21 protein-coding genes are annotated in these 25,169 nt (G+C 60.2%); 7 read left to right on the forward strand and 14 right to left on the reverse strand.

All coding sequences use genetic code 11. From position 1 onward, the window contains the following. Positions 1-5: 5 nt before the first annotated feature. From ABH909_RS27935 to pmbA, 3 genes are all read right to left on the reverse strand, one after another. Positions 6-1,382, reverse strand: coding sequence for a class II fumarate hydratase (locus ABH909_RS27935; RefSeq protein ID WP_429439373.1), 1,377 nt, complete (start codon positions 1,380-1,382; stop codon positions 6-8). Then, positions 1,375-1,770 carry a FagA protein gene (locus ABH909_RS27940; protein WP_429439376.1) on the reverse strand — a complete coding sequence of 132 codons (396 nt, stop codon included), beginning with the start codon at positions 1,768-1,770 and terminating at the stop codon, positions 1,375-1,377. Before ABH909_RS27940 ends, ABH909_RS27935 begins: the two co-directional genes overlap by 8 nt. A 246-nt stretch (positions 1,771-2,016) precedes the next feature. Further along, positions 2,017-3,363: a metalloprotease PmbA gene (pmbA, locus tag ABH909_RS27945; RefSeq protein WP_429439379.1), complete on the reverse strand. Its 1,347-nt coding sequence runs from the start codon at positions 3,361-3,363 to the stop codon at positions 2,017-2,019. Positions 3,364-3,471: 108 nt separating this feature from the next. On the opposite strand from pmbA, the gene yjgA reads away from it, so the two are divergent. After that, positions 3,472-3,996, forward strand: coding sequence for a ribosome biogenesis factor YjgA (gene yjgA / locus ABH909_RS27950; RefSeq protein ID WP_008026892.1), 525 nt, complete (start codon positions 3,472-3,474; stop codon positions 3,994-3,996). A gap of 115 nt (positions 3,997-4,111) precedes the next feature. On the opposite strand, the gene tldD is transcribed toward yjgA, so the two are convergent. From tldD to mreB, 8 genes are all read right to left on the reverse strand, one after another. Continuing rightward, a complete protein-coding gene (gene tldD, locus ABH909_RS27955) occupies positions 4,112-5,554 on the reverse strand; it encodes a metalloprotease TldD (protein ID WP_310660491.1) in 1,443 nt (480 codons plus the stop codon). A 12-nt stretch (positions 5,555-5,566) separates the two neighbouring features. Beyond that, positions 5,567-6,421: a carbon-nitrogen hydrolase family protein gene (locus ABH909_RS27960; RefSeq protein WP_429439383.1), complete on the reverse strand. Its 855-nt coding sequence runs from the start codon at positions 6,419-6,421 to the stop codon at positions 5,567-5,569. Positions 6,422-6,606: 185 nt separating this feature from the next. Next, positions 6,607-10,410: a YhdP family protein gene (locus ABH909_RS27965; RefSeq protein ID WP_429439386.1), complete on the reverse strand. Its 3,804-nt coding sequence runs from the start codon at positions 10,408-10,410 to the stop codon at positions 6,607-6,609. 75 nt (positions 10,411-10,485) lie between these two features. After that, positions 10,486-11,943: a ribonuclease G gene (gene rng, locus ABH909_RS27970; protein ID WP_429439389.1), complete on the reverse strand. Its 1,458-nt coding sequence runs from the start codon at positions 11,941-11,943 to the stop codon at positions 10,486-10,488. Positions 11,944-12,000: 57 nt separating this feature from the next. Continuing rightward, the gene (locus ABH909_RS27975) at positions 12,001-12,597 is read right to left on the reverse strand and encodes a Maf family protein (RefSeq protein ID WP_429439392.1); all 597 of its coding nucleotides are present in this window, start codon (positions 12,595-12,597) and stop codon (positions 12,001-12,003) included. Between the two features lie 44 nt (positions 12,598-12,641). Further along, a complete protein-coding gene (gene mreD / locus ABH909_RS27980; RefSeq protein WP_007901481.1) occupies positions 12,642-13,133 on the reverse strand; it encodes a rod shape-determining protein MreD in 492 nt (163 codons plus the stop codon). Continuing rightward, positions 13,133-14,263 carry a rod shape-determining protein MreC gene (mreC, locus tag ABH909_RS27985; RefSeq protein WP_429440128.1) on the reverse strand — a complete coding sequence of 377 codons (1,131 nt, stop codon included), beginning with the start codon at positions 14,261-14,263 and terminating at the stop codon, positions 13,133-13,135. The genes mreD and mreC overlap by 1 nt, the downstream gene beginning before the upstream one ends. Before the next feature lie 142 nt (positions 14,264-14,405). Next, entirely contained in the window at positions 14,406-15,443 is a 1,038-nt protein-coding gene (gene mreB / locus ABH909_RS27990; RefSeq protein WP_002555108.1) for a rod shape-determining protein MreB, read from the reverse strand. A gap of 210 nt (positions 15,444-15,653) precedes the next feature. On the opposite strand from mreB, the gene gatC reads away from it, so the two are divergent. The 6 genes from gatC (at position 15,654) to ABH909_RS28020 (ending at position 20,920) form a co-directional block, all read left to right on the forward strand. Beyond that, the gene (gene gatC, locus ABH909_RS27995; protein WP_007901429.1) at positions 15,654-15,941 is read left to right on the forward strand and encodes an Asp-tRNA(Asn)/Glu-tRNA(Gln) amidotransferase subunit GatC; all 288 of its coding nucleotides are present in this window, start codon (positions 15,654-15,656) and stop codon (positions 15,939-15,941) included. A gap of 16 nt (positions 15,942-15,957) precedes the next feature. Beyond that, the gene (gene gatA, locus ABH909_RS28000) at positions 15,958-17,409 is read left to right on the forward strand and encodes an Asp-tRNA(Asn)/Glu-tRNA(Gln) amidotransferase subunit GatA (RefSeq protein ID WP_429439396.1); all 1,452 of its coding nucleotides are present in this window, start codon (positions 15,958-15,960) and stop codon (positions 17,407-17,409) included. Positions 17,410-17,419: 10 nt separating this feature from the next. Beyond that, positions 17,420-18,865 (forward strand): Asp-tRNA(Asn)/Glu-tRNA(Gln) amidotransferase subunit GatB, encoded by a 1,446-nt coding sequence (gatB, locus tag ABH909_RS28005; protein WP_429439399.1) that lies wholly within the window; start codon positions 17,420-17,422, stop codon positions 18,863-18,865. 191 nt (positions 18,866-19,056) lie between these two features. Then, a complete protein-coding gene (locus ABH909_RS28010; RefSeq protein WP_429439402.1) occupies positions 19,057-19,431 on the forward strand; it encodes a septal ring lytic transglycosylase RlpA family protein in 375 nt (124 codons plus the stop codon). A gap of 50 nt (positions 19,432-19,481) precedes the next feature. Next, positions 19,482-20,543 carry a calcium/sodium antiporter gene (locus ABH909_RS28015; RefSeq protein ID WP_429439405.1) on the forward strand — a complete coding sequence of 354 codons (1,062 nt, stop codon included), beginning with the start codon at positions 19,482-19,484 and terminating at the stop codon, positions 20,541-20,543. Next, a complete protein-coding gene (locus ABH909_RS28020; protein ID WP_253553289.1) occupies positions 20,540-20,920 on the forward strand; it encodes a carboxymuconolactone decarboxylase family protein in 381 nt (126 codons plus the stop codon). Before ABH909_RS28015 ends, ABH909_RS28020 begins: the two co-directional genes overlap by 4 nt. A gap of 122 nt (positions 20,921-21,042) precedes the next feature. Here the strand turns inward: ABH909_RS28020 and ABH909_RS28025 are convergent, their stop codons facing one another. The 3 genes from ABH909_RS28025 to ABH909_RS28035 all read right to left on the reverse strand — a co-directional run bounded on the left by ABH909_RS28025 (position 21,043) and on the right by ABH909_RS28035 (position 25,110). After that, positions 21,043-21,984 (reverse strand): AEC family transporter, encoded by a 942-nt coding sequence (locus ABH909_RS28025; protein WP_429439408.1) that lies wholly within the window; start codon positions 21,982-21,984, stop codon positions 21,043-21,045. Between the two features lie 187 nt (positions 21,985-22,171). Next, positions 22,172-23,725 carry a galactarate dehydratase gene (gene garD / locus ABH909_RS28030; protein ID WP_429439411.1) on the reverse strand — a complete coding sequence of 518 codons (1,554 nt, stop codon included), beginning with the start codon at positions 23,723-23,725 and terminating at the stop codon, positions 22,172-22,174. Between the two features lie 11 nt (positions 23,726-23,736). After that, positions 23,737-25,110 carry an MFS transporter gene (locus tag ABH909_RS28035; protein WP_429439414.1) on the reverse strand — a complete coding sequence of 458 codons (1,374 nt, stop codon included), beginning with the start codon at positions 25,108-25,110 and terminating at the stop codon, positions 23,737-23,739. Between the last annotated feature and the right edge of the window lie 59 nt (positions 25,111-25,169).

The raw sequence follows: 25,169 nt of genomic DNA on the forward strand, positions 1-25,169 counted from the left end.
AGTGATTACACGCCGCCCGCGGTGAGCTTCTCTGGGTTGAGCAATTCTTCCAGTTGGCTGCGCGTCAGGTCGGTGTGCTCCAGGGCGACATCGATCACCGGCCGGCCTTGTTGATAAGCCTTCTTGGCAATCTCGGCGGCTTTTTGGTAACCAATGATCGGGTTGAGTGCAGTGACCAGAATCGGATTGCGCGACAGCGCTTCCTTGAGCCGGGCCTCGTTGACCTTGAAGCTGGCGATAGCCTTGTCACCCAGCAGACGGCTGGCGTTGGCCAGCAACTCGATACTGCTCAGCAGGTTCTGGGCGATGATCGGCAGCATGACGTTCAACTCGAAATTGCCCGACTGACCGGCTACGGTGATCACCGTGTCGTTGCCAATCACTTGAGCGGCGACCATTGCGGTAGCTTCCGGGATTACCGGGTTGACCTTGCCGGGCATGATCGACGAGCCGGGCTGCAAGGCTTCGAGTTCGATTTCACCGAGCCCGGCCAACGGGCCGGAATTCATCCAGCGCAGGTCGTTGGCGATTTTCATCAAGGAAACCGCTGTTGCCTTGAGCTGCCCTGAAACGCTGACCGCCGTGTCCTGCGAGCCGATCAGCGCAAACAGGTCCTTGCCCGGCGTGAACTGAACCTGCGTCAGTTGGCTGAGTTGCTGGCTGAAATGCGCCGCAAATTGCGGGTGAGCGTTGATCCCGGTGCCCACCGCCGTACCGCCCTGTGCCAGGGATTGCAGGCTCGGCAGCAGATCCTGCAAATGACCGATATTGGCCTTGAGCTGTTGCGCCCAACCATTGAGCACCTGACTCATGCGCACCGGCATGGCATCCATCAAATGAGTACGCCCGGTTTTGACGAATGGATGAACCTGCTCGGCCTTGTGCTCGATGACCTGCACCAGATGCATCAGCGCCGGCAGCAATTGCTCATGCAAGCTCAATGCGGCGCTCACATGAATGGTGGTCGGGATGATGTCGTTGCTGCTTTGGCCGCAATTGACGTGATCGTTGGGATTAACCGGCTCGTCCAGCAAGCGGCTGGCCAGGGTGGCGATCACTTCGTTGGCGTTCATATTGGAACTGGTGCCGGAACCGGTCTGGAAGATATCCACCGGGAAGTGCTGCATGAAATCGCCTTCGAGCAGGCCTTGAGCCGCATCGACGATCGCCTTGCCTTGGGATTCGCTGATCTGTTTGAGCTCGACGTTGGCCCGGGCGGCTGCGGCCTTGGCCAGAATCAGCGCCCGGATGAACTGCACGGGCATCGGTTGGCCACTGATCGGGAAGTTATCCACCGCGCGCTGGGTTTGTGCGCCATAGAGAGCGTCCACCGGGACCTGAAGTTCGCCCATGCTGTCGCGTTCGATACGTGTGTTACTCATCAGGAGATCCTTGCACCAGTTCTATGAGAGGGATGGAGGGTTGCAACTCGCAGGTCGCCAGTTGCCAGGCGTAGCTTTGCCAACGTTTGAGGCGGCATTTGCAGAGTGATTGCCGTTCGAGATCGCGCAACGGCCGCCAGGCCTGGTCGAGACACTGGCTGCGCCAGTGCCAGGGCAACGCGACATCGGCGGCAGTGTCGAGCAATAAACGGAAGGAAGTTTCGGCGATGGTCCAGGGAGAGGTCGTCGTGCAACACGCCAGATATCGGCCTTCGGCCAGGTAATGTTCGATCAGGCGCGGCTCGTCAGGGTCCATGGCGCAACGGATCTGGCGACTCATCCAGCGCCAGCTTTCGAGGTAAGGCTGCTCGTGCAAGGCAGAACTCATGATCCGGGCCCATTCGGTAATGAGATTTATTATTAGATGATAATGAGAACCAAAACAAGCTCAGCAAAACATTGAATACTTTGTGGGAGCGGGCTTGCTCGCGAAAGCGGTGTACCAGCCGACGCTGATGTCGAATGTGATGGCCTCTTCGCGAGCAAGCCCGCTCCCACAGGGATCTTTTCCAACTCATAAAAAAAGGCGCGCCACCCAACGAGGTGGCGCGCCTTTTATGCGGCGATCGGAGGCTTAGCTACCCGCCACCGTCATCCGTTCGATCAACACCGACCCGGTGCGAATGTTGCTGCGCAGCTCCAGGTCATTACCGACCGCGATGATCTGCTTGAACATGTCACGCATGTTGCCGGCGATGGTCACCTCCTGCACCGCGAACTGGATTTCGCCGTTCTCGACCCAGAAACCCGCCGCGCCACGGGAGTAATCGCCAGTGACCATGTTCAGGCCCTGCCCCATCAGTTCGGTGACCAGCAGGCCACGGCCCATGCGCCGCAGCAAGGCGGCCTGATCTTCGTCGCCATGGGTGACGAACAGGTTGTGCACGCCGCCGGCGTTGGCAGTGCTCGGCATGCCTAGCTTGCGGCCGGAGTAGGTGCCGAGTACGTAGGACACCAACTCGCCCTTCTCCACGAAGGGCTTGGCGTAGGTCGCCAGGCCATCGCCATCGAATGCCGAACTGCCCAGGGCGCGCATCAAATGCGGACGCTCATCGATGGTCAGCCATTCCGGGAACAACTTCTGCCCCAAGGTGCCTTCGAGGAACGACGATTTGCGATACAGACTGCCGCCGGAGATCGCCGACAGGAAACTGCCGAACAAGCCACCGGCCAGTTCTGCGGAAAACAGCACCGGCACCTCACAGGTCGGCACCGGACGTGCGCCCAGACGGCTCGCCGCCCGTTGCGCGGCACGCTGGCCGATGCTCTCTGGAGAGGCCAGCAAATTGCCCTGACGGTTTACGTCATACCAGTAATCGCGCTGCATTTGGCCATCGGCTTCGGCGATCATCACGCAACTGAGGCTGTGACGAGTCGACGCGTAACCACCGATAAAACCGTGGCTGTTACCGTAAACCCGGCAGCCCTGGTGAGTACTGAGGGTGGTGCCGTCGGCATTCTTGATCCGGCTGTCGGCGGCAAACGCTGCCGCTTCACAGGCCAGGGCCTGCTCGATGGCTTGCTCCGGGGTAATGTCCCATTGATGGAACAGGTCGAAATCCTGCAGATCCTTGGCCATCAGCGCGGCATCCGCCAAGCCCGAAGCTTCGTCTTCAGAGGTGTGCTTGGCGATGGCGAGTGCCGCGGCGACGGTTTCGCGAATTGCTTCCGGGCCGCTGGCCGATGTGCTGGCCGAGCCTTTGCGCTGGCCTACGTACAAGGTGATGCCGAAGCCCTGATCGCGATTGAGCTCAACAGTTTCGACTTCCCGTTGACGCACCGTGGTCGACAGGCCCTGCTCCAGCGACACGGCCACTTCACAGGCACTGGCGCCCTGGCGCTTGGCTTCAGCGATGATCTGCTCGACTTGTTCTTGCAGTGCCGGCAACGCTTGTGGGCCGACGCTTTCAACTGCACTCATGCTGTTCTCCACTCAAATTCTGCTTTCGGCTAGGGCCTTCGAGCGACCGGGCCGGACAAGCGGCCCCCGACTGGTTATCATGGCGGCGTTTCTTTGCGGACGGCCACCATGGTTGATTCTTACGACGACTCCCTCGATACGGGAGAAAAAAGCAAATCCCAGGTTAAACGCGAGCTGCATGCTCTGGTTGACCTTGGCGAGCGCCTTACAACGCTCAAGCCTGACTTGCTGGCAAAACTGCCTTTGACCGACGCTTTGCGCCGGGCTCTGGGCGATGCCCCCAAGCACACCGCGAATATCGCGCGTAAACGGCACCTTATGTTCATCGGCAAACTGATGCGCGATCAGGACACTGACGCCATTCTGACTCTGCTCGATCAACTGGATGCCTCCACTCGGCAGTACAACGAACGTTTCCATGGCCTGGAACGCTGGCGCGATCGCTTGATCGCGGGCGACGATGCAGTCCTGGAGAAGTTCGTGCTCGACTACCCGGAGGCTGATCGTCAGCAATTGCGCTCCCTGATCCGTCAGGCCCAGCACGAACTGGCGACCAACAAGCCACCGGCTTCGAGCCGTAAAATCTTCAAGTACATCCGTGAGCTGGACGAGACTCAACGCGGTCTGCGCTGAGTAACGCCTATCCGTGTAGGAGCTGCCGAAGGCTGCGATCTTTTGATCTTGTTTCTTAAAAGCAAAGTCAAAAGATCGCAGCCTTCGGCAGCTCCTACACGGATTGTGTACATCCTTATGCGCCTGTGCCACCCACAGTAATCGCATCAATCTTCAGCGTTGGCTGGCCGACACCCACCGGCACCGACTGCCCATCCTTGCCACAGGTTCCCACACCGCTGTCCAGCGCTAGATCGTTACCGACCATCGACACCTTGCTCATGGCTTCCGGCCCGTTGCCGATCAACGTCGCACCTTTGACCGGGGCAGTAATCTTGCCGTCTTCGATCAGGTACGCCTCGCTGGTGGAAAACACGAACTTGCCGCTGGTGATGTCCACCTGACCACCGCCGAGGTTGGCACAGTAAATGCCTTTTTTCACCGAGGCGATGATTTCCGCCGGGTCGCTTTCGCCCGCCAGCATGTAAGTGTTGGTCATGCGCGGCATCGGCAGATGTGCATAGGATTCACGACGACCGTTGCCGGTGCGGGCCACACCCATCAGGCGCGCATTGAGCTTGTCCTGCATATAACCTTTGAGCACGCCGTTTTCGATCAGCGTGGTGCACTCGGTCGGGGTGCCTTCGTCGTCGACGCTCAGCGAACCACGGCGCCCGGCGAGGGTGCCGTCATCGACGATGGTGCAGAGCTTCGATGCAACCATCTCGCCCATGCGCCCGCTGTAGGCCGAACTGCCCTTGCGGTTGAAATCGCCTTCCAGACCATGACCGACGGCTTCGTGCAGCAACACGCCAGACCAACCCGAACCCAGGACCACTGGCAATGTACCGGCCGGGGCCGGGATCGCTTCCAGATTCACCAGCGCCTGACGCAACGCTTCGCGGGCATAGCCCATGGCGCGGTCGTCGCTGAGGAAATAGCGGTAATCGGTACGACCGCCACCACCATGACCACCGCGTTCACGACGGCCATTCTGCTCGACAATCACGCTGACGTTGAAACGCACCAGCGGTCGTACATCCGCCGCCAGGCCGCCATCGGTGGAAGCAATCAAAATCCGTTCCCAGACCCCGGCCATGCTCACAGTAACTTGCTGGATACGCGGGTCGAGGGCACGGGTCGCCACGTCGATACGCTTGAGCAGCTCGACTTTCTCGGCACGGGTCATCACTTCCAGCGGGTTATCCGGCCCGTACAATTGGGCGACATCCTGGGTGGTGAACGCCTGCACGGTACCGTTCTGCCCGGCCCGGGAGATCGAACGGGCTGCACGGGCCGCCGCACCCAGCGCTTCGAGGGTGATCGCATTGCTATAGGCGAAACCGGTCTTCTCACCCGATTGCGCACGCACGCCAACACCCTGGTCAAGGTTGAAGCTGCCTTCCTTGACGATCCCGTCTTCCAGCGCCCAGGATTCGGAAATCTGCCCTTGGAAATACAGGTCGGCGGCATCGATGCCCGGGCCCGCCAGATCGCCGAGCACACCTTGCAGGCTCTCGATCGTTACGCCGCCGGGCGCCAGGAGGTGTTCACTGACGGAGGACAACAACTCGCTCATATGCTTTACGCCTTAAATTCGTCGTTCTGATGCAGGTCGCTGGGCGCCCTGCGAGAAAAAGCGCCGGTGAGTGGACACCGGCATCCGCGCCCTGATGGACGCCTGTTCGCTGCTGTCGCGTTGGGCCAGCAGCACGGCCTCGCCTTGATCCTGTTGCGCCAGCACACGCCCCCATGGGTCGACGATGGCGGCGTGACCAAAGGTTTCTCGTGGCCCCGGATGCGTCCCACCCTGGGCGGCCGCGAGCATGTAACACTGGGTTTCGATGGCCCGCGCGCGAATCAGCACCTCCCAATGGGCCGCGCCGGTCACCGCGGTAAAGGCCGACGGCGCGGTAATCAACTCCGCGCCGGCCGCACGCAATTCGCTGTACAGCTCCGGGAAACGCAGGTCATAACACACCGTCAGGCCGACTCGACCGACCGGAGTGTCGGCAATGACCACACCACTGCCATAAGCATAGTCATCGGATTCGCGATAACGCCCGCGATTATCCGCCACGTCTACGTCGAACAGGTGCAGCTTGTCATACCGTGCAACGGTTTCACCGCAGTCATCCACCAGCAACGAACACGCATGCACTTTGGCCGTCGGTTGATCCACCGGCGGCAGCGGCAATGTGCCGGCCACTATCCATAACTTAAGGTCGCGGGCGGTCTGTTTCAACCAGGGCAGGATCGGGCCCTCGCCCAAGGCTTCGGCGCGGCCGATGTCGGCAATGTCGCGACGGCCCATGGCGGCGAAGTTTTCCGGCAGCACGGCAAGCCGCGCGCCACCGCTCGCCGCCTGCTCGAGCAGACGACGGGCCTGGGCCAGATTGGCCAGCACGTCGCTCTGGCTGACCATTTGAATCACCGCTACAGACATGGTCTATTCCCTATGTGAAATCTACGCATACCGGTAGGAGCTGCGGAGTGAAACGAGGCTGCGATCTTTTGACCTTGAACTTTGAAGTCAAAAGATCGCAGCCTGCGGCAGCTCCTACAGGGGTAAGCGGCGTCGCATGAAAACATGCTACTCCATAGGCCCGAAGAGTGCTTTTTCAAAAGAATTCAAAAGGGCTTGTCGAAGGTGATTTTCGGATCTTTCCATGGGCCTTTGACGGTGTATTTGACGCTGGCATAGCGCGCCACGCGGTCACCGATCAGCTTGTCGATCAGGAACAGCGCCCCGCCGACGGCCGGTGCACCGACGATCAGCGCGGCAATCGGCAGATTATTGGTCACCGGTAAAGTCACCAACAACTTGGCATCGATCTGATCACCCACCAGGTCCAGTGTGCCGTTGAGCTCCACATTGCTCGACGGTCCGGTCAGCAGAATAGGTTCACGGGTCACGTAGACGCCGTTACTGGCGACCAGCAAACCTTTGACCCGGTCATAGCTCAAGCCTTTGCCGAACAGGTCGGAAAAGTCCAGGCGCAGGCGGCGGCCGATGGAGTTGAAGTTGAGCAGGCCAAATACCCGCAGCGCCTGAGCACCACCTTCGACTTCTACGAACTGACCTTTATTCAGCGATGCATCAAGGCTGCCGGAGAAGCGTTTGGACGCCAGCCACGCCGGCGAACCAGGCCAGCGACCGTCGACGTTCATGTGAAACTCTTCGCTGGTGACGCTCGGTGCAAAACCCCACCCCTTGAGCACGTCGGCAAGGTTCTTGCCACTGACTCGGCCCTTGTACCAACTGCTGGAATTACCCGGCATGCCTTCCCAGCCACCATTGCCGCGCAAGAGGATGCCCTTGAGGCCCAGATCAAGGGAATTGAAAGCGATGCCCTTGACGGTCGGCCGAACTTTCAGGTGCCACGCGCCTACCAGATCCGGCCCCTGGAACAGCTGATTAATGGTGACATCCAGCGCAGGGATCTTCGTCGGGTCCACCGTGGCCAGCGGATCCGGCGAATTCTCATCAGCCAGCGCGGCAGGGTCTCGTGCCGGCAAACGAACGTATTGCAGATTGACCGCAATCGGCGCGGCTTTCGCATCGACAATTGCGACGCTGCCCTTGGCCTGCTGACTGTCGAGTTGCAAGGCCCACGCGGCCGGTTTACGCGTCAACTTCACCGATGCCTGATCGAGGGTGGTGCCGAAACCCGTGAGTTTTCCAACCTTCAGATCCGCGCCACTGAGCAACTGTTTGGCACTGCCGCCCGGATCCTGGCCAGCATATTTGCTCACCAGATCCTGCCAGGGGGCGACATCCAGCTCGGACAATACCCCACGCACGCGCAAGCCTTTGGCGCCGGGCAACACGGCACTGCCGCCACCGAGAAACAACTCGCCGCGACCGTCGGTGAAATTGCCGGCCGGTGCCGCAAACGTGAAACTCGCCAGATCACCATAGGTGGCCCAGTAACGCCGCTCCGGTCCCTGCAGGGTCATGCGGAACACGGTATCGCGCCCGACATCGGCCGCCATGCCGAACGGTGCCGGCAAATCCACCGCCGCGCCTTTGAGATTGGAGCTGACCATCAATTGACTGTCGGCGCCAGCAAGGTTCAATTGCAGCTGATAAGGGATCGTCCCCGTCACCGGCAATGGCTGAGTGACATTCAGCCATTCAGTGAGTTTTTTGACCTCGACCTCACTCGTCGCCGCAACCCGGGTGTTGAGCTTGCCCGGGCTGCCTTCAGCGAATATCTGTGCGGTCACCGGCTTGTCGAAGGCGCGCGCCGTGATCTTTTGCCCGCTCAGCCCCTTGGTGCTGTCGAAACGGAAATCGCCCTTGAGTTGCGTCAGTTCCAGAATGGGTTCACTGAGTTTCAAACGGGCCTTGGCAGTCTTGAAGTCGACGAGAATTTTCGGCTGCTCGCCTTTGACCAGCGGGATATCGAGTTTGAGCTTGCCTTGCAGATCGCCCTCGCCTTCCCAGCCAGCGAACGTCTCGGCAGTGCCAATGGGCGCTTGCTGCAAAATCTTCAGGCCATCGCCCAACCCACCAGAAAAGGCGCCATCGAGGAACAGATGAGTGCTCTGCCCGGCAGGCACACGAGGAATGTTGACGTAAACGTCACGGACCTGAGTATCGAGCAATTGGCCCTCGCTCGCGAGGATCCGCACGCCGCTGTCTTCGATGAACACATCGCCGCTGACCTTGCTGACATGCGGCCAGCCTGGCTGAAATGCCAGTTCGGCATCGTGGACCTTGAAGAACAGGCTGATGCTGCGAGCCGTTTCGGCGGCGCCGTGGTTCAGCGAACCCTGGTACTGGAAGAAGCCTTCATCCACCGCGCCTTTGAGAATCGCGGTGCGCAGCCATTCGTCCAGCCCCGGGCTGAGAACCGTCGGCAGGTACTTGGCGGTGTAGCGACCGTCGCCATCCACCAGACCGACTCGCAGGTCCATGTAGTCTTCCTGGGTGTGATCGAAATGCAGGCGTATCAGGAAATCGCCGGCAATTTTGCCCTCCTCGCCCAGCACTTTCAGGTACGGTGCGATCAGGGTGAAAGCTTCTTTGTCGAGTTTCCAGGTCAACCGGGCGTTGGCTTGAATGTATTGCCATGGCTTGGCGAAAATGGGGTCCAGATGCAGGGAGAAATCCTTGCTGTCCATGCGCAGCTCGCCCTGCCCGAGGTCGCCGCTGATGCTGCCACTGACATTGCGCACCGCTGGCGCACCGCGATAAGCGTTGAAGCCGACTTTTTCCAGGTTGGCGGCAAAGCTGAATTTAGTGTCATCGGTAGCGGCTGGGCGAAAGTCGATCAGCACATTGCGCAAGACGCCGGTGACCTTGAGCCGCTCGACCGCCGTGGCGATCCCCTCGGGCAGCGGGCCCAGTGCGTTCAGCAGCGGAGTGAGCGGTGTGAGATCGAGACGGTCGGCTTGCAGATGCAAGAGCTCTGGCGCCTTGTCTGTCGCAGCCGTTTGTTGAAATTGCAGTTTCGATTCCCAGCGGCTGTCACCCAGGTTCATGGCCAGGGAGTCCAGAGTCACCAGGACGCCAGTGGAACTGCGCTGGAAATACCCGTTCAGCGCCAGATTGTTGATCTGGATCGGCTTGCGTTCGGCATAGGCGCCCTTGAGTTGCGGTGCGTTCAAACGAATCGCAGCGCGTTGCAAAGTGCCTTTGCTCCAGTTCATCCAGAGCTCGCCACCGGCCTTGATCTCGGAGAAATTCCATTGCTGGGTCAGGCGCTCGGGCAACCATTTCGACCAATCGCTTTGCGGCAGGCTCAGGTAAGCGTCCGCTTCACCGTCCTTCCATTGGGCTGCGCGCAAACGGGTGCGCAAGCTCATCGCCACCGGCTGGCCGTCGGGCAGGGTCAAACGGGCATCGAGCCGCTGGCGAGATGGACCGGTTTTCAGATTCAGGCCGACATACGTCAGGGTGAGTGGCGACTCTCCCAACGGCTGCAAGGTGATCTGGCTGTCGAGCACCGACAGCTGCTGGATCATCTGCATGCGATTGAGCAGTTGCTCCGGATCCAGAGGCTGGTTCTGCTGCACCGGCAAACCTTCCAGCGCCCAATGACCGTCTTCGCCTTCCTTGAGGCTGATCTGCAGGCCATTGAGCTCCAGGTGTGCAATGCGCACTTCGCGCGCGAGCAGGCTGGCCCAGAGATCCGGCACCGCGCGCACTTGATCCAGGCGCAGGGCATTGGAGCCCGCGCCGACCATCACGTCATGAGCCAAAAGAACCGGGGCGAAACCGCTCCAGTTGCCTTCCAGCTTGCCGATCTGCAGAGGCATGCCCAAGGCATCGCTGGCTTTGTCTTCGACGTCGGCACGGTACTCGGCCACCAGCGGCGTCAGCTCTCGGCCGAGGCTGACGAACAGCGCCATCAGCACCAAAACCAACGCGCACAGGCCCAGACCCCAGCGGGTCAGTGTGGCCAAAATGCGTGTCAGACGGTCCATGTCAGTTGGCTCCCATGGCAAAAATACTGCAAAAAGCTGAGGCCAGCCGTTCTAGTGGAGGTGAAACACAACGATTCAGAGCAACACCACGTCGTATTGTTCCTGGGAATACATGGTTTCCACCTGGAACCGAATGGTACGCCCGATAAAGCCTTCGAGCTCGGCGACGTTGCCCGACTCTTCGTCGAGCAAACGGTCGACCACTTTCTGATTCGCCAACACCCGATAGCCCTCGGCCTGATAGGCCCGGGCCTCGCGCAGGATTTCGCGGAAGATCTCGTAGCACACGGTTTCCGGCGTCTTGAGTTTGCCGCGACCCTGGCAACTGCTGCACGGTTCGCACAGCACTTGCTCAAGACTTTCGCGGGTGCGCTTGCGGGTCATCTGCACCAGGCCCAGCTCAGTGATGCCGATGATATTGGTCTTGGCGTGATCGCGTTCCAGTTGCTTCTCGAGGGTTCGCAACACCTGACGCTGATGTTCTTCATCTTCCATGTCGATGAAGTCGATGATGATAATCCCGCCCAGATTACGCAGACGCAGCTGACGGGCAATGGCGGTGGCGGCTTCGAGGTTGGTCTTGAAGATGGTTTCTTCGAGGTTGCGATGACCGACGAAGGCCCCGGTATTGACGTCGATGGTGCTCATGGCTTCTGCCGGATCGACCACCAGATAGCCGCCGGACTTGAGCGGCACCTTGCGCTCCAGGGCTTTCTGGATTTCGTCTTCGACACCGTACAGGTCGAAGATCGGCCGCTCGCCAGGGTAATGCTCCAGACGGTCGGCAATTTCTGGCATCAGTTCAGCGACGAACTGCGTGGTTTTCTGGAAGGTTTCCCGGGAATCGATGCGGATCTTTTCGATCTTCGGACTCACCAGGTCACGCAAGGTGCGCAGTGCAAGGCCGAGGTCTTCGTAGATCACACTCGGCGCGCTGATGGTCTTGATCTGTTCGTTGATCTGATCCCAGAGCCTGCGCAGGTAACGAATATCCATGAGAATTTCATCGGCCCCGGCCCCCTCGGCAGCGGTACGCAAAATGAAACCGCCGGCTTCCTTGATGCCTTCTTTGGCCACGCAATCGGTGACCACCTGCTTGAGGCGTTCGCGCTCGGCTTCTTCCTCGATCTTCAGGGAGATGCCGACATGAGCGGTGCGAGGCATGTACACCAGATAGCGCGACGGAATCGACAGCTGCGTGGTCAGGCGTGCGCCTTTGGAGCCGATCGGGTCCTTGGTGACTTGCACCACCAGGCTTTGACCTTCATGAACCAGCGCACTGATGCTTTCCACCGTCGGGCCTTCGCGAAGAGAAATCTCCGAGGCATGAATGAACGCGGCGCGGTCCAGACCGATATCGACGAAGGCGGCCTGCATGCCTGGCAATACCCGCACGACTTTGCCTTTATAGATGTTGCCGACGATCCCGCGCTTTTGCGTGCGCTCGACATGGACCTCTTGCAGAACACCGTTTTCGACCACCGCCACGCGCGATTCCATCGGCGTGATGTTGATCAGGATCTCTTCACTCATGGCAGGGTCTCGTTCAGGCATGTTCACGATAATGGCCGCATCTTGTCAGTACGACGCTCAGTGCGCGTTAAGGGTTTGCCAACAGGGTATGCCGAAATGGCCAAGCAGCTCGCAGGTTTCGCACAACGGCAATCCGACCACTGCCGAGTAGCTGCCATTAAGCCCGGCGACAAACACCGCGCCCAGCCCTTGAATCCCGTAACCGCCCGCCTTGTCCCGGGGTTCGCCGCTGGCCCAGTAGGCCGCGGCTTCATCACGGTCGATGGTGCGAAAACGCACCAGACTGCGTACCACCAAAGACTCGCAGCGCTCGCCATCGCGCACCGCAATCGCGGTCAGCACTTCATGTTCGCGCCCGGACAACAGCATAAGCATGGCGCATGCGTCGGCTTCGTCCACCGGCTTGCCGAGAATTTTCCCGTCCAGCACCACGGCGGTGTCGGCCCCCAGCACGCAGAAATCGGCGTCGGACACGACCGTGCCATGCCCGGCCTCGGCCTTGCTGCGCGCCAGGCGCTCGACATAGGCTGATGGGCATTCTTCAGGTAAAGGGGTTTCATCGATGTCCGCGCTGATGACGGAGAACGGCACGCCGATCTGCGTGAGCAGTTCACGCCGACGCGGCGAGCCTGAGGCGAGGTACAGCTGTTTCATCAAGACATCTCCCTGTCGAGGTTATGGGCAAATGCCTGACCGAATTAATTGATTTTGTAGCGTCGACGCAAACCGCGCAAACCGTAGCTGATCCAGGGCCAGAGCAACGCGCTGACCAGTGCCGGTAACACCAGGGCCAGGGTCGGCTGGCGATTGCCGGTCAGGGCGCTCAGCCACAACTGAACCAGTTGGGCGAGGCCGAAGATCACCAGGATCACCAGGCTCTGTTGCCACATCGGGAACATGCGCAGGCGCTGTTGCAGCGATAGCACCAGGAAGGTAATGAGTGTGAGGATCAACGCGTTCTGGCCCAGCAACGTGCCATACAGCACATCTTCGGCCAGCCCCAGGCACCAGGCGGTCACCATGCCGACTTTCTGCGGCAGGGCCAGCGCCCAAAAGGCCAACAGCAAGGCCAGCCATAGAGGCCGCAGGATTTCCATGAATTGCGGCAACGGCGAAACGCTGAGCAGCATGCCAATGGCAAAGGTCAACCAGACCATCCAGCCATTTCGGGAGGAAGTAGTACCGCCCATTATTCTCTTCCCCCAGTGGTAGCCGGCGCGGAGACAGGCGGTTTGGCAGCAGGCTTCACGGCAGCGGGTTGGGCCGCCGGTGGTTTGACGGCGACCGCTGCCGATGCGGGTGGCTTGCTGGCGGCATGAGCAGCGGCTGCCGGGGTTGTGGTAGCAGGGGCAACCGCCGGCGCAGCCGGAGCCGCAACAGCAGCCGGTATCACCGACACGGCAGGCTTGGGCACGGTTGCGGGAATGATCGGCCCACCGCCATGCTGGTCCAGCGCTTCCTGAGCCTGGGCGGCGTCGTTGGCGCGCTCCTCAGGCGTGCGTCCGTCACTGAACACCAACAACAGATAACGGCTGCGGTTCAAAGCAGCAGTCGGCACCGCACGGACGATGGCGAACGGTTGACCGGAATCGTGAATCACTTCCTTGACCGTCGCCACCGGGTAACCCGCCGGAAAACGTTGACCGAGGCCGGAGCTGACCAGCAAATCGCCTTCTTTGATGTCGGCGGTATCGGCCACATGCCGCAACTCCAGACGTTCCGGGTTACCGGTGCCGCTGGCAATCGCCCGCAGACCGTTACGGTTCACCTGCACCGGAATGCTGTGGGTGGTATCAGTCAGCAACAGTACGCGAGAGGTATACGGCATCAACTCGACCACCTGCCCCATCAGGCCGCGGGCATCGAGCACCGGCTGACCGAGGACCACACCGTCGCGCTCACCTTTATTGATGATGATGCGATGGGTAAAGGGGTTGGGGTCCATGCCGATCAACTCGGCCACTTCGACCTTTTCGTTGACCAGCGCGGAAGAGTTGAGCAGCTCGCGCAGCCGAACATTCTGCTCGGTCAGGGCGGCCAGCTTTTGCATACGCCCCTGCAACAGCAGGTTTTCGGTTTTGAGTTTTTCGTTTTCAGCGACCAGTTCGGTCCGGCTGCCAAATTGGCTGGCCACACCTTGCCATAGCCGCTGCGGCAGGTCGGTGACCCAGTAAGACTGCATCAGCACCAGCGACATTTGGCTACGCACTGGCTTGAGCAGTGTGAAGCGGGCATCGACCACCATCAGCGCGACCGATAGCACGGCCAGCACCAACAAGCGCACGCCCAGTGAGGGGCCTTTGGTGAAAAGCGGTTTAATAAGCCGCTCCTCCCAGGCAAATGTTCTCTTTATTCATACGGCATCAAACCGGCCTGGATGCAGACTGACAGAAGATAAACGCAACAGGCAGCACTGCAAAGTGCTGCCTGCGCGCTCAACAGCATAGAGGCGATCCGGCGACTTATTCGCTGGAAAGCAGATCCATGGTGTGTTTATCCATCATTTCCAATGCACGGCCACCGCCGCGTGCAACGCAGGTCAACGGGTCTTCGGCGACGATCACCGGCAGACCGGTTTCCTGGGCCAGCAACTTGTCGAGGTCGCGCAGCAAGGCGCCACCACCGGTCAGTACCAGACCACGTTCGGCGATATCCGATGCCAGCTCCGGAGGCGATTGCTCCAGTGCGCTTTTCACGGCTTGAACGATGGTGGCCAGGGACTCTTGCAGAGCTTCCAGCACTTCATTGGAATTCAGGGTGAATGCGCGTGGAACGCCTTCGGCCAGGTTACGGCCACGAACGTCGACTTCGCGAACTTCGCCGCCCGGGTAAGCCGTACCGATTTCCTGTTTGATGCGCTCGGCAGTGGATTCGCCGATCAGGCTGCCGTAGTTGCGACGCACGTAGGTGATGATCGCTTCGTCGAAGCGGTCGCCGCCAACCCGTACGGATTCGGCATAGACCACACCGTTGAGGGAGATCAGCGCGATTTCAGTGGTACCGCCACCGATATCGACAACCATCGAACCGCGAGCTTCTTCCACCGGCAGGCCGGCACCGATCGCAGCAGCCATCGGCTCTTCGATCAGGAACACTTCACGGGCACCGGCACCAAGGGCCGATTCACGGATGGCACGACGCTCAACCTGGGTGGATTTGCATGGAACGCAGATCAGCACACGAGGGCTAGGCTGCAGAAAGCTGTTTTCGTGAACCTTGTTGATAAAGTACTGCAGCATTTTTTCGCAGACGCTGAAGTCGGCGATCACACCGTCCTTCATCGGACGAATGGCAGCAATGTTGCCCGGCGTACGGCCGAGCATACGCTTGGCCTCGGTGCCGACAGCAACGACACTTTTCTGGTTACCGTGTGTCCGAATAGCCACAACTGATGGCTCATTCAGGACGATACCGCGCTCGCGCACGTAAATAAGGGTGTTGGCAGTGCCCAGGTCAATGGAAAGATCGCTGGAAAACATGCCACGCAGTTTCTTGAACATGGGAAAGGGACCCTAGGCAACGCGTGGGTAAAAAAGTGCGGCAAACTCTAACAACGACAGGGATTTTGGGCAAGGCGCCAATATGTTAAATTGGCCGCTTTTCTGTGCACCAAGCCCCACAATCGCGGCCTTGAGACCGTAGAAATGCGGTAGTGTTCCGACAATCTAACACACGGACGCCGTCCGTTCTGTTTTCCACTGGAGAATCCCATGGCGCTTGAACGCTCCGACGTGGAAAAAATCGCTCATTTGGCCTGCCTTGGCCTCAATGATGCCGATCTTCCACACATCACTTCGGCCCTGAACAGCATTCTCGGGCTGGTCGACGAAATGCAAGCGGTCAATACCGACGGTATCGAGCCGCTGGCCCACCCATTGGAAGCGAGCCAGCGCCTGCGTGCAGACGTCGTGACCGAAACCAATCATCGCGAGGCCTATCAGTCCATCGCACCAGCGGTCGAAAACGGCCTGTATCTGGTTCCGAAAGTCATCGACTAAAGGGAAAGAGCCTGCAATGCATCAATTGACTCTGGCCGAGATCGCCCGCGGACTCGCCGATAAAAAGTTTTCTTCCGAAGAGCTGACCAAAGTCTTGCTGGCGCGCATCGCCCAGCTCGACCCGCAGCTCAACAGTTTCATCAGCCTCACCGAAGACCTGGCGCTGCAGCAGGCGAAAACCGCTGACGCTCGCCGGGCCAACGGTGAGAGCGGCGCCCTGCTTGGCGCGCCGATCGCGCACAAAGACCTGTTCTGCACCCAGGGCATCCGCACCAGCTGCGGCTCGAAGATGCTCGACAACTTTAAAGCACCGTACGACGCCACCGTGGTCGCCAAACTGGCCGCTGCCGGGGCTGTGACCCTGGGCAAGACCAACATGGACGAATTCGCCATGGGGTCGGCCAACGAGTCGAGTTACTACGGCGCAGTGAAAAACCCGTGGAACCTGGAACACGTTCCGGGCGGCTCGTCTGGCGGTTCGGCGGCTGCGGTTGCCGCTCGTCTGTTGCCAGCGGCGACGGGTACCGACACCGGCGGCTCGATTCGTCAGCCCGCAGCACTGACCAACCTCACCGGCCTGAAACCGACGTACGGTCGCGTTTCGCGCTGGGGCATGATTGCCTACGCGTCCAGTCTCGATCAGGGCGGCCCATTGGCCCGCACCGCCGAAGACTGCGCGATCCTGCTGCAAGGCATGGCCGGTTTCGACCCGCAGGACTCCACCAGCATCGACGAGCCCGTGCCTGATTACAGCGCCGGCCTCAACGGTTCGCTGCAAGGCCTGCGCATCGGCGTGCCGAAGGAATACTTCAGCGCAGGTCTGGACCCACGCATCGCCGACCTGATCATGGCCAGTGTCGAAGAGCTGAAAAAGCTCGGTGCCGTGGTCAAGGAAATCAGCCTGCCGAACATGCAGCACGCCATTCCTGCGTACTACGTGATCGCCCCGGCGGAAGCCTCTTCCAACCTGTCGCGTTTCGACGGCGTGCGTTTCGGCTATCGCTGCGAAAATCCGAAAAACCTGGAAGACCTGTACAAGCGTTCCCGTGGCGAAGGGTTCGGCCCGGAAGTGCAGCGCCGGATCATGGTCGGTGCCTATGCGCTGTCGGCCGGCTACTACGACGCCTACTATTTGAAGGCGCAGAAAATCCGTCGCCTGATCAAGAACGACTTCATGGCGGCCTTCAATGAGGTCGACATCATCCTCGGCCCAACCACGCCGAACCCGGCCTGGAAGCTTGGCGCCAAGAACAGCGACCCGGTCGCTGCGTACCTGGAAGACGTCTACACCATCACCGCCAACCTCGCCGGTCTGCCGGGCTTGTCCATGCCTGCAGGTTTTGTCGATGGCCTGCCGGTCGGCGTGCAGTTGCTCGCCCCGTATTTCCAGGAAGGCCGCCTGTTGAACGTTGCCCATCAGTATCAGCAAAACACTGACTGGCACACCCGCACCCCAACCGGCTTCTGAGGAGAAACACATGCAATGGGAAGTCGTGATCGGGCTGGAGATTCATACCCAGCTCACCACCCGGTCGAAAATCTTTTCCGGTAGCTCCACCACTTTCGGTTCCGAGCCGAACACCCAGGCCAGCCTGGTTGACCTGGGTATGCCTGGCGTATTGCCGGTGCTGAACCAGGAAGCGGTGCGCATGGCGGTGATGTTCGGTCTGGCCATCGATGCCGAGATCGGCCAGCACAACGTGTTCGCCCGCAAAAACTATTTCTACCCGGACCTGCCCAAGGGCTACCAGATCAGCCAGATGGAATTGCCGATCGTCGGCAAGGGCCACCTGGACATCGCGCTGGAAGACGGCACGGTCAAACGCGTCGGCATCACCCGCGCGCACCTGGAAGAAGACGCCGGTAAAAGCCTGCACGAAGAGTTCAACGGTGCCACCGGCATCGACCTGAACCGCGCCGGCACGCCGTTGCTGGAGATCGTTTCCGAGCCGGACATGCGCAGCGCCAAGGAAGCCGTGGCTTACGTCAAGGCAATCCATGCACTGGTGCGTTACCTGGGAATCTGTGACGGCAACATGGCCGAAGGTTCGCTGCGTTGCGACTGCAACGTGTCGATCCGTCCAAAGGGTCAGGTTGAATTCGGTACACGCTGCGAGATCAAGAACGTCAACTCGTTCCGCTTCATCGAGAAGGCGATCAACACCGAAGTGCAACGTCAGATCGAGCTGATCGAAGACGGCGGCAAAGTGATTCAGCAGACCCGTCTGTACGATCCGAACAAGGACGAAACCCGTCCGATGCGCAGCAAAGAGGAAGCCAACGACTATCGTTACTTCCCCGATCCGGACCTGTTGCCGGTGGTCATCGAAGACTCGTTCCTCGACGACGTGCGCGCCACTCTGCCAGAACTGCCACCACAGAAACGCGAGCGCTTCCAGGAACAGTTCGGTCTGTCGGTGTACGACGCCAGCGTCCTGGCCACCAGCCGCGAGCAAGCCGATTACTTCGAGAAAGTGGTGAGCATCAGTGGCGATGCCAAACTGGCGGCTAACTGGGTGATGGTTGAACTGGGCAGCCTGTTGAACAAGCAAGGCCTGGACATCGACCAGTCGCCGGTTTCGGCCGAGCAACTGGGCGGCATGCTGCTGCGCATCAAGGACAACACCATCTCCGGCAAAATCGCCAAGGTGGTGTTTGAAGCCATGGCCAACGGCGAAGGCAGCGCGGACGAGATCATCTACAAGCGCGGCCTCAAGCAAGTGACCGACACCGGCGCGATCTCGGCGGTGCTGGACGAAATGCTCGCGGCCAACACCGAGCAAGTCGAACAATACCGCGCGGCAGACGAAGCCAAGCGCGGCAAAATGTTCGGTTTCTTCGTCGGCCAGGCCATGAAAGCCTCCAAAGGCAAGGCCAACCCGCAACAGGTCAACGAACTGCTTAAAAGCAAGCTCGAAGGCTGATGAGAATGGAGCCAGTTCTAAATATTGGCTCCATTCCCTGTGGCGAGGGAGCTTGCTCCCGCTGGTCTGCGAAGCAGACCCAAATGGGCAACCGCATTCTTTCAGCAAGAATGCATCAGCCGATTTTGCGACCGCTTCGCGGCCGAGCGGGAGCAAGCTCCCTCGCCACATTTATTTTGGGAGCCTTTTAAATGAAGCGTCTGCTCAGTGCCTGCGCCCTGCTCTCTCTGCTGGCCGGTTGCGCCAGTACGGATAACATCGATCCACACGGCTACGACAAGGCCGGCGTAGCTTCGTATTACGGCGCCAAACACCATGGCAAACGCACCGCCAGCGGCGAGCGTTTCAACCAGCACGGCCTGACCGCCGCCCACCGCCAGTTGCCATTCGGCACCCGGGTAAAGATTACCAACCTGAATAACGACAGATCCTGCGTGGTGCGCATCAACGACCGCGGGCCATACTCGCGTGGGCGCCTGATCGACGTGTCACGTGAAGCGGCCGAACAGTTGGGCATGCTGCGCAGTGGCACCGCTAAAGTTCGCGTGCAAGCCCTCGACGACTGATAAATGGAGCGCTGACTATTTTCGGACTGGCCGATTTACCCCTGATCAGCGTGATTGAATTGTTCAGCGGTCTGTTTTTACTGATTGCCGGCGCCGAGCTGATGGTGCGCGCCGCCGTGCGCCTGGCCGCGCGACTGCATGTGCGGCCGCTGATCATCGGCCTGACCATCGTGGCCCTCGGCAGCAGCGCACCGCAGATGGCGGTCAGCCTGCAAGCCACTCTGGCGCAAAACGCCGACATCGCCGTCGGTAGCGTGATCGGCAGCAGCATCTTCAACATCCTCGTCACCCTCGGGCTCTCGGCGCTGATTATTCCGCTGCGGGTTTCGCGGCAATTGGTGCGCCTGGACATTCCGCTGATGATCGGCGCCAGCCTGCTGGTGTTCGTACTGGCATGGAACGAAGAACTGAACCGGTTCGACGGCATGCTGCTGCTGGCCGCGCTGGTGCTGTATCTGGGTTTGCTGCTGCGCCAGTCGCGGCATTCGGCCCGTCCGCCATCGGGCGCACATGACGCAGGACAGGCGTCCTGGTTCGGCAGCGTGCTGATGATAATTGCCGGGCTGGTGATGCTGGTGTTCGCCGGGCACTTGCTGCTCGGCGCCGCGGTGGCGGTCGCGACCGACCTTGGGTTGTCGGAGCGGATCATCGGCCTGACGATCGTCGCCGTCAGCACGTCCCTGCCGGAGCTGGCCACTTCGTTGATCGCCGCGTTGCGCGGTCAGCGGGACATCGCGGTGGGCAACGTAATCGGCAGCAATCTGCTCAACCTCTTGGGCGTGCTCGGGCTGACCGCTTTGATCGCGCCGTCGCCACTGTCAGTCTCGCCGAATGCTTTGGATTTCGACCTGCCGGTGATGCTCGGTGTCGCGGTGTTGTGCCTGCCGGTGTTCTATTCCGGCTACCGCCTGACGCGCGCCGAAGGCCTATTGTTCTTGGGTTTGTACCTGGCCTATGGGCTGCACGTGGTGTCGTTCACCACCGGGATGCCGCTGGCCGGCAAGCTTGAACACCTGATGCTGTTTTACGTCCTGCCGGCGCTGGGAGCGTATTTGCTGTTCACCTCGCTACGCGCCTGGCGTCGACAACACCACAAGAGGGAATTGCCATGAGCACTGATAAAAAGTCTGGGGTTGAAGTCCGCCGCCAAGTGATGGGCGACGCTTTCGTCGACCGCGCCTTGGGCAACGCTACCGAGTTCACCCAGCCGCTGCAGGACTTCGTCAACGAACACGCCTGGGGCGGTGTGTGGAACCGTGAAGGTCTGCCGCTGAAAACCCGCAGCCTGATCACCCTCGCCGCGCTGACCGCGTTGAAGTGCCCGCAAGAACTGAAAGGCCACGTGCGTGGCGCGCTGAACAACGGCTGCACCGTGGAAGAAATTCGCGAGGCGCTGCTGCATTGCGCGGTGTATGCCGGCGTGCCTGCGGCGATCGATGCGTTTCGGGCGGCGCAGGAAGTGATTGATAGCTACCAGAAGCCGGAGTAATTTCGCCGCATTGAAAAAGATCACAGCCTTGTAGGAGCTGCCGAAGGCTGCGATCTTTTGATCTTTGTCACCTTCGAGCACGCCAAAAATCAAGATCAAAAGATCGCAGCCTTCGGCAGCTCCTACGCCCACCCACCCCACTGCAACAAAAAGATCCCGACGTTGGTGGTAACCGCCGCCATCAGCGTGGTAATCACGATGATCGCTGCCGCCAATTCATGATTGCCATTGGCCTGCCGCGCCATGACGAAACTGGCCGCCGCGGTGGGGCTGCCGAAGTACAGAAACAGAATCCCCAACTCCGCCCCGCGAAAACCCCAGAGCCAGGCACCGAGTGTCGCCAGCACCGGCAGACCGATCATCTTCACCAGGCTTGAACTGAGCGCCATCGTGCCGCTTTTGCGCATCGCCGCCAGCGACAACGTGCCGCCGATGCAGATCAACGCCAACGGCAAGGTGGTTTGTGCCAGATACTGGCCGGACGTTTCCAGCCATCCCGGCAAACCGATCTTGAAATACGCAAACGGCGTCGCCGCCAACACGCTGATGATCAGCGGGTTAACCATCACGCTCTTGCAGATGCTCCACGGGTCAGACTTGATCACCGGGCTGTAGACAGCCAGCACGATGGTCGAGAGCGTGTTGTAGAACAGGATCACCAACGCCGCGAGAATGGCCCCGAGGGAAATCCCATAGTCGCCGTACATGCTCGCCGCCAGTGCCAGGCCGATAACGCCGTTGTTACCGCGAAACGCACCTTGGGTGTAGATGCCCCGGTCTTCCCGCGGGCATTTCCAGATCGCCCAGCCCCAGGCAATCGCAAAAGACATCAGTGTGGCAATCGAGAAATAGATCAGCAGCGCCGGTTGCAGCGCGGCATGCAGGTCGGCATGCAAGATGCCCAGAAACAGCAACGCCGGCATGGTGACGTTGAACACCAGGGCCGACGCGGTATGAATGAAGTTGTCGTTGATCCAGTCGATGCGCTTGAGCAGCGCCCCCAGAAACAGCATGGCAAACACCGGCGCGGTGATGTTCAGGGTTTCGAGGAAAATAGCCAGCATGCCGGGGGGAACCTTGGGTGGACGTCGTTAGGGGGCTAATGATAAGCCACTGGGGACTCCGGCGTCTGGTAGACCAGCAGGCGATGAGTAACCTGTGGCGAGGGAGCTTGCTCCCGCTGGACTGCGCAGCAGGCCCACTTTGGGGCCGCTTCGCGCCCCAGCGGGAGCAAGCTCCCTCGCCACAGGATCAGGTGATCGGCGCAGGATTGAACAAGGTGATGTCGTTGTGCAGCTTATGCTGCTCGGCCCACGTCTGTTTCTTGCCACTGGCCACGTCCAGGTAGTAGTGGAACAACTCCCAGCCAAGCTCTTCAATCGACGCTCGCCCGGTAGCAATTCGCCCGGCATCGATATCGATCAAATCCGGCCAGCGTTGCGCCAGTTCCGTGCGGGTCGATACCTTCACCACCGGTGCCATCGCCAACCCATAAGGGGTCCCCCGCCCGGTGGTGAATACGTGCAGGTTCATCCCCGCCGCCAACTGCAACGTCCCGCAGACAAAATCGCTGGCCGGGGTCGCGCAGAAAATCAGCCCTTTGTGCTTGAAGCGCTCGCCCGGGCCCAGTACCCCATTGATCGCGCTGCTGCCGGACTTGACGATCGAGCCCAGCGACTTCTCGACAATGTTCGACAACCCGCCCTTCTTGTTCCCCGGCGTGGTGTTGGCACTGCGATCCGCTTCGCCCTTGGCCAGGTAACGGTCGTACCAGTCCATCTCCCGCACCAGTTCCTGAGCCACTTCCTCGGTTTCGGCGCGGGACGTCAGCAAGTAAATCGCGTCGCGCACTTCGGTGACTTCGGAAAACATCACCGTCGCACCGGCCCGCAGCAACAGGTCCGAGGCGTAACCTAGCGCCGGATTGGCAGTGATGCCAGAGAACGCATCGCTGCCGCCGCACTGCATGCCGAGGATCAGCTCGGACGCCGGCACGGTTTCCCGACGACGCAGGTCGAGCTTCTTCAAACGAGTCTCGGCCAGCGCCATGATCTGCTCGATCATCTCGGTGAAACCGTGACTGGAATCCTGCAAGCGGTACAACCATGGATCGCTCAAATCCACCGAGCTATCGTTTTCGTGCATCACCTGCCCGGCCTGCAATTTCTCACAGCCCAGGCTGATCACCAACGCTTCGCCACCCAGGTTCGGGTTGCGCGCCAGATTGCGCACGGTGCGGATCGGGATGTACGCGTCGGTGGCGGTGATCGCCACGCCGCAGCCGTAACTGTGGGTCAGCGCCACCACGTCATCGACGTGCGGATACTTGGGCAGCAACTCGTCCTTGATGCGTTTCACGGCGTGATCCAGCACGCCGGTAACGCACTGCACGGTGGTGGTGATGCCAAGAATGTTGCGCGTGCCGACGGTGCCGTCGGCGTTGCGATAACCCTCGAAGGTGAAGCCTTCCAGCGGTGCCTGCGCGGCCGGCACTTCGGTGGACAGCGGCAGGCTGTCCAGTGGCGGCGCCGTCGGCATGCGCAGTTGATCTTCCTTGACCCAGCTGCCGCGAGGAATTGGCTGCAACGCATACCCAATGGTCTGGCCGTAACGAATCACCTGGCCACCCTCGGGAATGTCCTCGAGGGTGACCTTGTGGCTCTGCGGCACGAAATCCACGGTGACCAGGCCATCGGGGAATTCCGTACCGGCCGGTACGCCCTGATCATTGACCACGATCACCACATTGTCCCGCTCGTGCAGGCGGATGTAGCGCGGCGAGTCGGAATGTTCAATCAACTGCATGACGCCGCTCCTCAGGAATGCGCTTCGGACAATTTACTGTTGGTTTCAGGACCGCTGACAGGCGGCTCTTTGAGTACCACACGCTTGATCGGGCCAACGATCACCAGATAGCTGAAGACTGCAACCAGCGCATTGCAACCGACGAACACCAGCGCCCATTTGAACGAGCCGGTGGAGCTGATGATGTAGCCGATAACGATTGGCGTGGTGATCGACGCAATGTTGCCGAAGGTGTTGAACAGGCCACCGCTGAGACCGGCGATCTGTTTCGGCGAGGTGTCGGACACCACCGCCCAGCCCAACGCGCCCACGCCTTTGCCGAAGAAGGCCAGGGCCATGAAGCCGACGACCATCCATTCCACGTCCACATAGTTGCAGGCCACGATGCTACTGGAAACCAGCAGGCCGGCGATGATCGGCGCCTTGCGGGCGAAGGTCAGCGAGTGACCTTTGCGCAGCAGGTAATCAGAAATCACCCCGCCGAGCACACCACCGATAAACCCGCAGATCGCCGGCAGCGAGGCAATGAAACCAGCCTTGAGGATGGTCATGCCGCGCTCCTGCACCAGGTACACCGGGAACCAGGTGAGGAAGAAGTAGGTGATGCCGTTGATGCAGTACTGGCCCAGATACACGCCGAGCATCATGCGGTTGGTCAGCAGCTGGCGGATGTAGTCCCACTTCGGACCGTCGCCTTTTTTGCCTTTGCCCTTGTCCTGGTCCTGGTCCATATCGACCATGCCGCCATTGTCGGCGATGTGCTTGAATTCGGCGTCGTTGATCATCGGGTGCTGACGCGGGCTGTAGATCACCTTCAGCCAGATCCCTGAAAAGACGATGCCGATCAGCCCCATGACGATGAACACGTGCTGCCAGCCGAAGCTGTAGACGATCCAGCCCATTAGCGGTGCGAACAACACAGTGGCGAAGTATTGCGCCGAGTTGAAGATCGCAGACGCTGTGCCGCGTTCAGCGGTCGGGAACCAGGCCGCCACGATGCGTGCGTTGCCGGGGAAGGATGGCGCTTCGGCCAGGCCCACCAAAAAGCGCAGCATGAACAGCGCAACCACCGCCGTGGACATGCCGAACTCACCGACATAGCCTTGCAGCACAGTGAACAGCGACCAGGTGAAGATGCTCAGCGCGTAGATTTTTTTCGAACCGAAACGGTCCAGCAGCCAGCCACCGGGAATTTGCCCGGCCACGTAGGCCCAACCGAATGCGGAGAAGATATAACCGAGGGTGACCGCGTCGATGCCGAGGTCTTTTTGCAGGCTAGAGCCGGCGATTGCGATGGTGGCCCGGTCGGCGTAGTTGATCGTGGTCACCAAAAACAGCATGAGCAGGATCAAATAGCGGACGTGAGTCGGCTTGGTCGATTGCATTGTAGATGTACTCCCACTGATTATTTTTATGCGCGGGTGAAACTGTTGTGTTCCCCGTA

Source organism: Pseudomonas sp. BS3782 TE3695 (assembly GCF_050435305.1).
In the GTDB taxonomy this organism is placed as follows: Bacteria; Pseudomonadota; Gammaproteobacteria; order Pseudomonadales; family Pseudomonadaceae; genus Aquipseudomonas.